Genomic DNA, 13,599 nt, shown 5'->3' with positions numbered 1-13,599 from the left:
AAAGCCTTGAATATCCTGAAATATATTGCCTTAGGATTGGGCGTAGTGGAGACGGTGTTGGATAAAGAGGAGAGTCTTGATGATAGCGCAAATCGGGAGGAACCTCCTGTGTCGAATGATAACCGTCAATCGGTTGATGCACGAGCTGATGAAGTTTCAGTAAAACAAGAGATCGTGCTAAAGAAAGAAATGGAGGTGCCGGATGAAAATGAATGATATCCGCATTGGTACTTTGGGTGGTACGTTATGCTCCATCTGGGCGTCGGTTTCTTTAGGGGATGTCCTACAGACCGTAGTGATGGCTGCTATAGGTACAATAGTGAGCTTCCTAACGAGTCGATTGTTGGGTCGAGTAGGACGTAAAAATTAATATTATTGAAGCATTAATATGAACCGGTTGGGGAGCTAAATCATGATCACTTGAATTAGCTCCCTTATTTACCTGAACTGTTTGATTGTTTTACATAACAAAACCAGGTAATAATTTTGTTTTTCTAAATTTAGTTATATTTTTGAAATTCAGTTTTATGTCTGACTATTAAAATAACCAATTAAAATGGAACGAGAAGAGGAAAGGATTAAGGTTAAAGAGTTAATTACTGGAAGTAAATCAGCTTTTGAATCCTTGTACCATTACTATCGCCCCTTGATCTATACAGCTATTTTTAAAATGATAAAATCTCATGAATTGAGTCAAGAAATTTTTCAGGATGTATTTGTCAGAATTTGGGGCCAACGTGAGAATTTAGACCCTGATAAATCTTTTAAAGCCTATATCTATATGATAGCCAAAAATCTAATATATGACCATTTCCGCCAAATATCTGCTGATCGGATTAAATTGGATACATTTAAAAGTTTTTATCTTAAAACCTCCAGTAACGATATTGAAACTGCTCTTGATCTGAAAGAAACTCAAGCTTATTTAGATCAAATATTAGAGATGGTACCAGAAAAATGTAGACATGTATATGTGCTCTGTAAATTGGAAGGGAGAAGTTATGAAGAGGTGTCAAAAATGCTTAATATCTCTATTGCAACAGTGAATAATCATATTGTAAAAGCAACTCGAATTATTAAAAACAACTGGAAATCAGAGATTTATTTATTATTTTTATTTTTTCACATTTTTAAGTAGTTGGTTTTTCTTTACGATTCGTATTACTTACAATCAATACCAATAAACCATTGCGTGAACAAGAATTAAATCAGCTATTCGCAAAGTATTTGCGAAAAGAATGTGATGAACAAGAGTTAGAACTTTTGTTCACTTATTTTGACGAGGTCGATTATGAAGATAGTCTAAAAAATCTAATAGAAGAGAACTGGTCTGAAGAATTAAGTGATAATCTTGATTTTCAACTTAAAATGCGACATGCTTTTTTGAAGACAGATCAGCATCTTGCCCAATATGTAGGACGTGATTCCTCAAAAAGATTTGCTAGAAGATTTATTAGATGGATGCCTTATGCAGCTGCTTGTTTATTATTGGCAGTTTCCTTATCCTATTATGTGTTCATCTTAAATTCTGATACGACTAAGAAAACTGTTACCGAACTGGTAAGTACGCTGACTGTACAACCTAAGCTGAAATTTGCAAATGGACAAGAGGTTGTTCTGGACACTCTAATCAATGGACGGAAGTTGTTATTTGAAAATAGTCGGGCTCGTGTAGTGCAAATATCAGTAGATAAAATTCAGGTTTACAACAATAATAGCCAGTCGGATATTATGGAGTGGGTCCAACTTGATGTACCTAAAGGAAAGCATGTTCAAGTGATATTGGCTGACGGTAGCTCTGCTTTGGTCAATTCGATGTCTGAATTTAAATTTCCACTTCTTTTTAATACCGATAAAAGACAGACAGAACTCGTGGGGGAAGGGTATTTTGAAGTGGCACATGTAAATAATAAAGCTTTTTATGTTAAAACTCCGGATCAATTGATTCAAGTATTCGGAACTAAATTCAATGTCCGGAATTATGGAGATGAAGATGTATCTTCTACGGCCCTGTTTGAAGGTAAGGTATCTGTTAAAGTAATTCGCGATAATCAAATAGAGGCAGAGCGTTTTTTGAAGCCTGGCGACCAATTGGATATACCAAAAGATCAAAAAGAAATAAATCAGAAAACAATAACGGACCATGCTGAGATATTGGGGTGGACCAAAGGAAAGTTTGTCTATAACAATACACCGCTAAAAGTAATGTTAAAAGATCTGACCCGCTGGTATAATGTGGAAGTGGATTGGGAAACAGTACCCAATTTACGCTTTCAGGGGACTATACCGCAGGATTATACCATCGTACAAGTTCTCGACTTATTAAACGAAGTCGGTAATCTACAGATAAAACTAATAAATAACCAGTTAACCTTTAAAAAATGATCATGATAAAAGAAAACCCAAGTTAACAAACGAATCGGATGTGGTACCAGCACATCCGATGATGTCAGGAATCTAAAAAAACTAATCTTATTAACCTAACCTTACAAAAGTATGAATTTTAAAATTCTATACAAGAAATTGTATGATGTACTCTATTGTCTAAAAATCAAGCATAAAACGATTATATATGACTTATTGATTATGAAATTAATCGTCACAATGACCCTTTTGGGTACTTTAGTCTCCTATGGAGCGGCATTTTCTCAAAAAATAACGCTGAAAGTAAAAAATGCTCCCCTTGCAAAAATACTGGAACAGATCAAGAAACAATCAAATCATGATATCTTTTATAATGTTGATTTTATTGAATCGCTCGGTAATGTCGATGCCGATTTTAGTAATATGGATTTAGAAGATGCGCTTAATGTATTGAAAAAGAAGCGGGCCATAGGTTACAAAATAACAGACGGTATGATATACTTGTTCCCGCAGAAAGAAATGCAAACGCAGAAATGGACGGTGAAAGGGAAGATTGTAAACGAAGAGGGCGAGCCCATTGTTGGTGTTTCTGTGCTTGAGAATGGAACTTTAAATGGGACGACTTCGGATAATAATGGTCATTTCACACTAACGGATTGTAAACCTAATGCAACAATCCAATTTTCATATGTTGGTTATTTTATGCAAGTGGTACAAGCTGGGCAAAACGATATGTTGATAACAATGATTCGTGATGTTGCTGCATTGGATGAAGTGGTTGTAGTGGGATATGGTCGTAGCAGTCGGAAAAAAATCAATAGTTCTGTCAGTACGTTGGATATTGATAATGTAGCCAAGATGCCCGTACAGTCAATAAATGATGGTATTGCGGGTCGTATGCAGGGCGTGATTGTGACCAGTAATTCGGGAGCCCCGGGTGCAAAGAGTAATGTATCTATTCGTGGTGCAGGTACACCACTTTATGTGATTGACAATGTGATACGAACTGCTAATGACTTTGTCAATATCAATCCAGGTGATATCGAAAGTTACTCTGTCTTGAAAGATGCTGCTGCTACAGCCCTATATGGTGCTCAAGGTGGAAATGGTGTCATTTTGGTGACAACAAAGAAAGGACGTAATGGTCAGATGGACATCAATTATACATTCAATCAGACGCTTTCGCAGCCTACCATTTTTCCTAAAAAGCTGAGCTCTTATGAAAATCTGAAAGCGATTAATGAACTGTACAGATTTGAGGGTTTACAAATCCCTACCCCTGATAATATATTGGAATATTATCGTACACAAGAAAAGCCCTTTGAATATCCGAATACAGATTGGCAAAAGGTGGGTCTAAAAGACCATGCGACAGAACAGCGACATGACCTCTCGATGACCTCAGGGACAGAGAAATTGACTTACTATGCTTCTGGATCTTACTATAACCAGAACAGTAATTTACGTACGGATAATAACCACAATAAACGCATGACTTACCGTTTGAATACCGTGAGTAATTTTAAAGAGGTGAATCTTAAGGTGACAGCTGGATTGGATGGTTTTATTGAAGATAATGTGATACCAAATTCGTCTACAGCCTCTTCTTATGGTGCATTTTATCAACATATTCAACAAAAGAGGTCTTCACAACTTGCCTACAATGAGTTTGGATTACCGTCGGCAAATACAACTGATAACCCAGCAATAGAATTGTCTAATCAATCGGGATATTACAAATCGAATTCTAGAATATTTAATAGTGTTCTCTCTTTTGAGTATACTGCTCCTTTTTTGGAGGGACTTACTTTGAAAGCGAATGGTAACTATAATATGTGGAATTCAAAAGATAAGTCTTGGAATTTGACTGCTCCATCTTATGCCAACGGCAGTAAAACTCCTTTATTGGGAAATCCGCCCAATCTAATGGCACAGCGTGGCGATGGTAGTACTTTGTTACTTCAAGCTTATTTGCTGTATAATAGACAATTTGGAAAGCATGGTGTGGATTTTACTGGGGTATATGAACAAGCTAAAGATATGGGAAGCTCATTAACAGCCACACGTCAACAATATCAAATTTTGTTCGATCAATTTGTGGCTGGGCCAACTGTCGACCAATTGGCAAATGGTTCGGAATCTGAAAGTGGAAGAGCAGGGTATGTAGGACGATTTTCATACAACTACGATGCTAAGTATTTCTTGGATGCCTCTCTTCGCTATGATGGACTGGATCTCTTTCCGAAACAAAAACAATGGGGAACTTTTTATGCCTTATCTGGAGGTTATGCGGTGTCGGAAGAAAAGTTTTTTAATAATCTAAAAGAACGTAATATCTTAAATTATTTGAAAATTAGAGGTTCATATGGGCTTGTTGGTAGTGCTGAAGGTATTAGTCCATTTACATATGTACCAGGGTATTCGATTAATGCAAATGCATGGGTAGTAGATGGTCGACCTGTGCAAGGCACGTCTGAACCAGGTAGTTTGCCGAGCACGATGTTTTCTTGGTATAGTATCCGCGAGCGAAATATTGGGTTGGATTTTAGTTCGATGAATAACCGATTGAGTGGTTCATTTGATTATTTTTACAAACGTACTACTGGATATGTTGTCGCCGATACGCGTTATGCTGCTACTTTGGGTATAGGACTCCCTCCGATTAATTTTGACCCAGGGGCTATGCGAAGACATGGTGCTGAGTTTAATTTAACATGGAATGATAAAAAAGGTGATTTTTCTTATAAGGTAGGGGTGAACTTTACCTACTTTGATCAATTATGGGAGCGTAATCCAGGAGAAGATGATGCTGCGCTCAAAAATCCGTATACAAGACAATCGGGAGCGGCAAATTGGGGTCTTGAAACAGGTTATATCAATCAAGGATTTTATCAGAATAATGAAGATTTATTGTATGGGGCTAGAAGGATAAGTTCCATCAATGCTATTGCTGGTGATTTACGTTATCAAGATTTTAATGGTGATGGTAAGATTGATGGCAGTGATCAGATCCGTATCGGAGATGCTACCTTCCCACGTATCAACTATGGAACTACCATTGACTTAGGATATAAAGCTTGGTCACTTTCTGCAGTGATCATGGGGTCGGGGAATAGGGATCGATATTTAGGAAGTATCATGCAGGGAAGTAATCCCGACAATATGCTTATCTATGGATTTCAGCAAGATTATTGGAGAACCGACAATACGGATGCTTTATACCCTAGACAAGTTTCATCAACTGGTGTAAATGGAAATAATAATTTTGTAAATAGCGATTTTTGGATTTTACCTTCTCGATTCGTTCGTTTGAAATATTTTCAATTGGGTTACGATTTGAAAGCACATGTTTTGAAAAATACAAAATTTAAACAATTTCGAGTTTTTGCCAGCGGTACCAATCTATTGACCATCTCGAATACAAAGAAATTTTTTGTGGATCCGGAATCGGATCAAAATAATGCAAATTATCCCATTCAACGTACGGTTTCTATTGGCGTAAATGTTGGGTTTTAAAATTTAATGTATATGAAAAATAATAAAATCACCTATATATCGTCCACTTTGCTCTTAATAGCTTTATCGCTAAGTTCCTGTAAGGACGTGCTGGATACCCAGCCATATGATAAAATTGGGGAAGAGGTTGTGTGGACAAACCGAGCGAATGCTGAAACTTTTATTTTCAGCACTTATAGTATCATGGAGAATTTTAATAGCGGACCTGCTACAGATGCTTGGACAATGAACCTCATTAGTATGGATGGGACCTATAATGGTGCGGCCAATGTGTTTAATGAAAGATTGGATCGCACATCAGATATGGGTTTTAACAATTGGGCTAGTGTACGTAGGTGCAATTTAATCATCCAAAATGTTGGAGCTTCTGCAGGTATAAGTGAAGAGGATAAAATAGAGCTGATAGCGGAAGCTAAATTTTTGAGAGCAATGTCCTATTATCATGTGGCGAGAAGGATAGGGCGCATTGTATGGATAGATAAAGTTTTGAATCCTGAAGATGAATTGTTATTGTCTGCCACCAAAAGTCCGACAGAATCTTATGCTTATATCATTAAAGATTTGGAAGAGGCAGTCGAAGGGCTTCCAGCAGATAAAGTAAGTGGTCGAGCTAATAAATATGTAGCGGCAGCCATGTTGACAGAGGTTTGCCTACAGGCACTAGCCTATGAGGGGTATCCACAAACACTAACAGTAGCGCCCAGCAACCCTTTGCTTTCGAAAGTAATCGAATATGGTGAATTGGTGAAATCAGGTGGTTATCAGTTGCAGGCTGATTATGGAGCTATGTTTAATGACAGTGATCCAAACTCAAATGAAACTATTTTTGCAGTTTATCGTAAAGCGATTAACACCAGCTGTGCGAGTACTCCCATGCAAGTTATGATACCAAATCTGAATAATGATAATATTAAATTATCGGGTGGCTCGCCATTGTTGAAATCCCCCATCCGTATTTTTGAGGCCTGGGGTGACCATGGTCCATCAATGGATTTTACGGATGATTATTTGGTGATTGATCAACAAGATCCACAGAAAGCTGTGCGTTGGAACGAGACTTCTCAATATAAAAAAGCAGTGGATGAACAGGCTTCTATCGCTCCTACACTTATTCCAAAAGCGAATGGTGAGTCGGAAGTAAAACGTGGTTCAATCAAATCGGGTCAGACTGAAACGATATGGAGCTTGACAAATGCTGCAAGGGATGCACGCTGGAATGCAAGTATATTGAGTGACTCTTCAGCTGTTTTTTATGGCGAGACATTGACAACGGATGTGAAAGGTAATTCGGGACGTTGGTTAAAATTGAATGGACATGCTTATAATACTTCGTTGACGAATATGTATTGGCGAAAAGGGGTGTACAATAATGTGAACCCAAGAATTTATGCTGGAGTTCCGACAGATTACCATTATGTGACTACCCGTTTAGGTCGTGTATATCTGAATATGGCTGAAGCTTATCTTTTACAACAAAATTTACCTAAGGCAATTGAGTTGTTGAATCAGACACGTGTTACTCATGGTCAGCTTCCGCCAGCTAAAATGTCGGATTTGGCTACGGCTTGGACAGATTATAAAAGGGAAAGGAGAGTGGATCTGGTGTTAGAAAATGATTATTACTGGAGTTTGTTAAGATGGGGAAGATATGGTGGAAATGCAAACCATGGAGTACCTTCTGGAGGCACTATACCTGAATTGACGACACTTCCACAAGTTATGGATGTCAGTAAAGATAGAAAACACTATTCAGTGGTTTCTGGTGCTTTCTTTTCATCCAATAATGTCCGCGAATTTGATTCTTCAAGAAGATATTTGTTCCCGATAGCACAATCATATTTGGATCGAAATCCAAATTTTGGAATTCAAAATCCAGGCTGGTAATAATAATGGCTAATGATAATTAAAATGAAAAAAATACACATAATAGGACTAGCAGCCGTCATCATGCTGATCATGAATAGCTGTCTTAAAAAGGATTTGCCCGAGTATGAAAATTGGGATTTGAACAATATTGATAATGTTTATGTCGAATATCGATACGAAAGCGATAAAATACTGAATGATAAACCAGTAATCGCTTATCAGCGATTGAATGTGCAGAAGAATGTCGTTGAAAATACGAATACAATCGAATTGACTATTGATGTACCGCAAGCATCGGGTACTTTTACTAACGAAATTCGAAATAAAATTGTACAGAATTATTTGTGGATGTACATGGATATATCGACCGCTGCAAAAGTTATAGCTGTAGGCGATGCACCTAAATTAGGTGATCCTATTGATTTAACAAAGGATTGGCAGTATCAGGTTATTGCTGCAAACGGAAATACCAAAACTTGGATCATCAAGGTGGTTTCATTTAATAAATAATTTAAGGTAAACTTTTTAAAAAAAATAATGGAAACTTCTCGTAGAAATTTTATTCGCTTAGCGGGGCTGTCGAGCTTAGGAATAATCGGAAATAAGTTAATGGCAAATCCTGTTGATTTGACATTAGCTAGTAGTGCGATAAATAATAATAGATCGTCGTTCAATATGTGTGGATATGCTGCTCCAAAACTGGACGTAGTTCGTGTCGGATTTATCGGAGTGGGAAATCGGGGTGCATCTGCTGTTTACCGTATAGACCATATTCAAGGGGTGGAAATTAATGCCATCTGTGATATTAGAAGAAATTATGCGGAAAAATCGGCTCATGCTGTAAAGGGGAGTAAAAAACCTGCAATATATGCTGATAAAGAAGAGGCCTGGAAAGAACTTTGTGATCGAAATGATATTGACCTAATCTATATTTGTACACCTTGGGATTTGCATACTAAAATTGCTCTATATGCCATGAAGGCCGGTAAACATGTCGCTATTGAAGTGCCAGCTGCGACTACGGTAGATGAATGTTGGGCTTTGGTAGAGACATCTGAAAAGTATCAGAAACACTGTATGATGCTGGAAAATTGTTGTTATGATTTTTTTGAACTCATGACTTTGAATATGGCGAGACAAGGTATGTTTGGTGAAATAATCCACGGTGAAGGAGCTTATATACATGATTTGTTAAACGAAAATTTTGCTAAGAATAGCTATTATGATATGTGGCGATTAAAGGAGAATTTTAAGAATGGCAATCTGTATCCGACACATGGTTTAGGGCCTATCTGTCAGATTATGGATATCAATAGGGGGGATAAAATGGAGTATTTGACATCTATGTCCTCAAAGGATTTTAGCATGGGGTCTATGGCTAAATCGCTAGCTGCTAAAGATGCTTTTTATGAACCTTTTGCTAAACATAGTTACCGAGGAAATATGAACGTAACTACAATCAAAACCCATCAAGGTAGAACAATTGTACTGGAACATGATGTATCAAGTCCAAGACCTTATTCTAGAATCCATCAGATTTCAGGGACAAAAGGTGTAGCACAAAAATGGCCTGAACCAGAACGAATCGCTTTTGGTCATGATTGGTTATCCCCTGAAGAAATGAAACGATTGGAAGAACAATACAGACCTGAAATTGTTCAGAAGGTTGGTGAAATGGCTAAAAAAATAGGCGGACATGGTGGAATGGATATGATGATGGACTGGCGATTGATTGATTGTTTAAGAAATGGATTGCCCTTGGATCAGGATGTTTATGACGCTGCATTATGGAGTGTAATAGCTCCATTAAGCGAAAAATCGGTAAAAAATCGGTCTAACTCAATAGATGTTCCTGATTTTACAAGGGGGAAATGGAAAATCAACCTAAAAATGGAACTTACATTGAATGGAGGTGGTACTACATCTTTTAAATAAGCTAGATGAACAACTTATCTAATAAAACAAATAGATTGGAATCCTTGGATATACTCCGCGGATTCGACCTATTTTTACTTGTTGGTTTGCAACCTATATTGGTCGCAATTGGCCAGGTCTGGGATAATGAGTTTTATCATGGCTTTTTGTATCAATTTGATCATGAAATATGGGCTGGTTTCCGGTTGTGGGACCTGATTATGCCCCTGTTTTTGTTTATGACTGGTGTAACAATTCCTTTTTCATTGGATAATAAGAAAGGGGGAGCAGGGGGACCGATTTACCGCCATATTTTAAGACGGTTCTTGATTTTATGGTTATTGGGAATGGTCATGCAAGGAAATCTTTTGTCTTGGGATTGGCAACAATTTAAATTGTATTCCAATACATTACAAGCAATCGCCATGGGTTATGCGGTGACAGCTGTCCTATACTTTAATCTAGGCATCCGGAAAATCGTTATGATGGCAATTTTCTTACTGGTTGTATATGCAGTACCATTTATGTTGGATGGCAATTTTTCGGAACAGGATAATTTTGCAATCCGCTTGGACCGAATGCTGTTGGGTAGATTTATGGATGGGGCATATTGGGGAGATGGGCAAGTAGTTTTCTCTCAGCATTATAACTATACTTGGTTGTGGAGTAGTTTAACTTTTTCAGTCACTGTGATGATGGGTTGTCTGGCCGGAAAGCTGATGAAAGATGGGGTAAAGGTTAATCCAAGTAGGGTGTTTCGTCAGTTAGTATTGTTAGGCGTTATTTTTATCGGACTGGGATTATTGTGGAGTATACAAATGCCGATTATAAAAAAGATATGGACGAGTAGTATGACACTTTTCTCTGGCGGGATCTGTTTTCTGCTGATGGGGTTGTTTTACTATATCATCGATTTAAAGAAAATAGTCAGACCTTTTCAATGGCTTAAGATTTATGGTCTGAATTCCATCGTCGCTTATTTTTTAGGTGAAATGCTCAGCTTTAGATCAGTGGCGCATTCCCTGACTTATGGTCTGGAGAGTATGCTACCTCAATATCAAGAGTTGATTTTAACAATAGGTAATTTTACGCTTATATTTCTAATGCTATTAGCACTATATAAAGCGAAGGTTCTTGTGAAAATATAGTTTGGTATTTTAATTATTCTCTTACCTCAAAAAAGAGGCTCTTTTGAATTTTATTTTTGTTTATCATGTTATTTAGTATTAGCGCTGATTGTGGAAATCGTAATTTACCACCGAAATTATCTCTTTTATCTGACGCGAAAATATTTTTTTGATATAAACAGTTTTTTCCAGTTATCAATCAACAGATTAGTATTGCGCTGAACTTTCTTATAAATGAAACTGTGTAACGAAATAACATGGCCTTTAAATAATTTTTGTTTTTCTCCAGTGTAGCGATTAAATTGCAGATAGAATCACGTACGCTACATTTTTCTAAGTTAGAAACCATTTAATAAAATCATTTTAAAATATGAATAAATCTATCCTGTTGACCTCCATGTTAGGAATTGTTTCCATGTATGGATATGCGCAAGTGAATAGTAAGAAAATGCCCGTTAAGAATACGTACGAAATAAAGAGTACAGATAGTCCCGAGGATATATTAAGAAAAGCCGTCCACGTTGTGCCTACGGCAAATCAATATCAGGCTTTGAAAAATGAATTTATAGCTTTTATCCATATAGGACCCAATACATTTACCAAATTGGAATGGGGAAATGGTATGGAGGATCCTAAAATCTTTGACCTTAAAAACCTGGATACCGATCAATGGTGTGAGGCTATGAAGGCTGCGGGGATGAAAAAAGTAATCATCACGGTGAAGCATCACGATGGCTTTGTGCTTTGGCAGAGTAGATATACGAATCATGGTATTATGTCTACCGGATTTAGGGATGGAAAAGGTGATATCTTGAAAGACTTAACAGCTTCCTGTAAAAAGTATGGCTTAAAACTGGGTGTCTATCTGTCACCTGCAGACCTTTTCCAGATTGAAAGTGCCGATGGACTCTATGGTAATCTAAGTGAATATACGCAACGTACTATTCCTCGTGAAGTAGCTGGGAGACCTTTTAAAAATAAAGCAAAATTCAATTTTAAAGTAGACGATTATAACGAATATTTCTTAAATCAGCTGTTTGAATTGCTGACGGAATATGGCCCGGTTCATGAAGTATGGTTTGATGGTGCACATCCCAAAACAAAAGGTGGGCAAAAATATAATTACGATGCTTGGCGTGAACTGATTAAAAAACTGGCACCAGAGGCAGTAATTTTTGGAAAAGAAGATATCAGATGGTGCGGGAACGAATCTGGAGGGACTAGAAGTACAGAGTGGAATGTGATTCCGTATCAAGATAATCCTGCGGATTTAGTGAATTTTCCAGATTTGACTTTAGCGGATTTGGGAAGTCGCGAACAGATTCTAAAAGCGAAATATCTACATTACCAGCAGGCTGAAACCAATACTTCGATTAGAGAAGGATGGTTCTATAGAGATGATACGCATCAGAAAGTGAGAAGTACAGATGATGTTTTTGATATTTATGAACGATCTGTTGGAGGTAATTCTACTTTTCTGTTGAATATTCCGCCAAATAGGGACGGGAAATTTTCACCTGAGGATGTTAAGGTACTCCATGAAGTAGGAAACCGTATTAAGGAAACTTATGGCCAAAATCTATTGCGAGGAGCAAAAGGAAGCAAAGAAACATTGGACGACAACCTCGAATCGTTTAGTATGCTATCGGATAAAAATCCGGAACTGATTTACACAACTCCACAACCGGTTAAAATAAATCGTTTTGTTATTCAAGAAGCAGTAAGCACGCATGGCGAACGTGTTGAAAAGCATGCACTAGATGCCTGGATTGATGGTCAGTGGAAAGAAATAGCGCATGCTACTAATATCGGTTTTAAACGTATTCTACGTTTTCCTGAAGTGACATCAAATAAATTCCGTATTCGAGTATTGGAGAGTCGGGCAACTCCAGTGATTGGTAATGTCTCCGCACATTACGCGCCGGGAAGACCTCCACAATTAGCATTTAACCGTAGTATTGATGGAATGGTTACAATTGTTCCTTTGAAAAGTGAATTTGGATGGAAACCGCATGGAGAGGATATCCTTAAAAATCTAAATAGCAAGTTTCAAATACACTACACGTTGGATGGTAGTCAACCTACTGCACAATCACCCGTATATTCGCAACCAATCGCGGTAAAAGGCGGACAAGTAAAAGCTGTAGCAATAAGTGTTGATAAATTGGTAGGTGCGCTTGCTGAAGAAACAATGGGTATTGCGAAAAAACAATGGAAAATTTTAGATTTTAGTAACGAAGTGGCTAATCATAGCGCGAGTATGGCTTTTGATGCTGATTCAAAAACCTATTGGCAATCAGAGGATAACGGAGCAGCTCAACATATTTCAATTGATCTTGGACAGCAGTATAATTTAACGGCATTTAGTTACACACCACAAAAAGAGCACGGTAAAGGGATGATGGCGAAAGGTGTGGTGAAAATAAGTAATGACGGAAAGAATTGGGATGAAGTGGAACGATTTGAATTTGGAAATCTCATTAATGATCCAACGAAGCGTACGCATCAATTTGCAAAACAGATACTTGCACGTTATATCCGTGTTGAGTCTACTGAAATAACTGGTGGTGGAAACCTGCTTACGATTGCTGAATTGGATTTTGTAGAATAATGGAATTTCTATTTTAAAAACCAATAAATATCAGTTTTTGCTTGAATGTCAATACAGATGATTGAAAGTGGATTTTATGAAAACAGAGCGCCTGACACTAGATTTGTATTAGGCGCTTTGTTTTATTAGATCTGTTTCGACTCTAAAATCACTTCATTTTTTTTGAATTATTTAACAATATTTAAACTTTAAATTGATGAT

At 37.3% G+C, this 13,599-nt stretch carries 10 protein-coding genes; all 10 read left to right on the top strand.

The window, feature by feature from the left end:
• Window positions 1-6: 6 nt before the first annotated feature.
• Window positions 7-216: a hypothetical protein gene (locus KO02_RS15045; protein WP_038699558.1), complete on the top strand. Its 210-nt coding sequence runs from the start codon at window positions 7-9 to the stop codon at window positions 214-216.
• Complete coding sequence (locus tag KO02_RS23995; protein ID WP_200878555.1) at window positions 203-370, top strand: hypothetical protein; 168 nt, start codon at window positions 203-205, stop codon at window positions 368-370. Before KO02_RS15045 ends, KO02_RS23995 begins: the two co-directional genes overlap by 14 nt.
• A 186-nt stretch (window positions 371-556) precedes the next feature.
• Complete coding sequence (locus KO02_RS15040) at window positions 557-1,138, top strand: RNA polymerase sigma factor (RefSeq protein WP_051959964.1); 582 nt, start codon at window positions 557-559, stop codon at window positions 1,136-1,138.
• 50 nt (window positions 1,139-1,188) lie between these two features.
• Window positions 1,189-2,385, top strand: coding sequence for a FecR family protein (locus KO02_RS22880; RefSeq protein ID WP_051959963.1), 1,197 nt, complete (start codon window positions 1,189-1,191; stop codon window positions 2,383-2,385).
• Between the two features lie 111 nt (window positions 2,386-2,496).
• A complete protein-coding gene (locus KO02_RS15030; protein ID WP_081918399.1) occupies window positions 2,497-5,880 on the top strand; it encodes a SusC/RagA family TonB-linked outer membrane protein in 3,384 nt (1,127 codons plus the stop codon).
• A 12-nt stretch (window positions 5,881-5,892) separates the two neighbouring features.
• Entirely contained in the window at window positions 5,893-7,764 is a 1,872-nt protein-coding gene (locus KO02_RS15025; RefSeq protein ID WP_038699556.1) for a RagB/SusD family nutrient uptake outer membrane protein, read from the top strand.
• A 24-nt stretch (window positions 7,765-7,788) separates the two neighbouring features.
• Window positions 7,789-8,256, top strand: a complete 468-nt coding sequence (locus KO02_RS15020) for a DUF5018-related domain-containing protein (protein ID WP_144243336.1) — start codon at window positions 7,789-7,791, stop codon at window positions 8,254-8,256.
• A 27-nt stretch (window positions 8,257-8,283) separates the two neighbouring features.
• Window positions 8,284-9,681, top strand: coding sequence for a Gfo/Idh/MocA family protein (locus KO02_RS15015; protein WP_038699552.1), 1,398 nt, complete (start codon window positions 8,284-8,286; stop codon window positions 9,679-9,681).
• Between the two features lie 5 nt (window positions 9,682-9,686).
• A complete protein-coding gene (locus tag KO02_RS15010; protein WP_038699550.1) occupies window positions 9,687-10,808 on the top strand; it encodes an acyltransferase family protein in 1,122 nt (373 codons plus the stop codon).
• Between the two features lie 349 nt (window positions 10,809-11,157).
• The gene (locus KO02_RS15005) at window positions 11,158-13,398 is read left to right on the top strand and encodes an alpha-L-fucosidase (RefSeq protein WP_038699548.1); all 2,241 of its coding nucleotides are present in this window, start codon (window positions 11,158-11,160) and stop codon (window positions 13,396-13,398) included.
• Window positions 13,399-13,599 lie beyond the last annotated feature (201 nt).

Source organism: Sphingobacterium sp. ML3W (genome assembly GCF_000747525.1).
In the GTDB taxonomy this organism is placed as follows: domain Bacteria; phylum Bacteroidota; class Bacteroidia; order Sphingobacteriales; family Sphingobacteriaceae; genus Sphingobacterium.
This window is presented reverse-complemented; position numbering and strand designations above follow the sequence as displayed.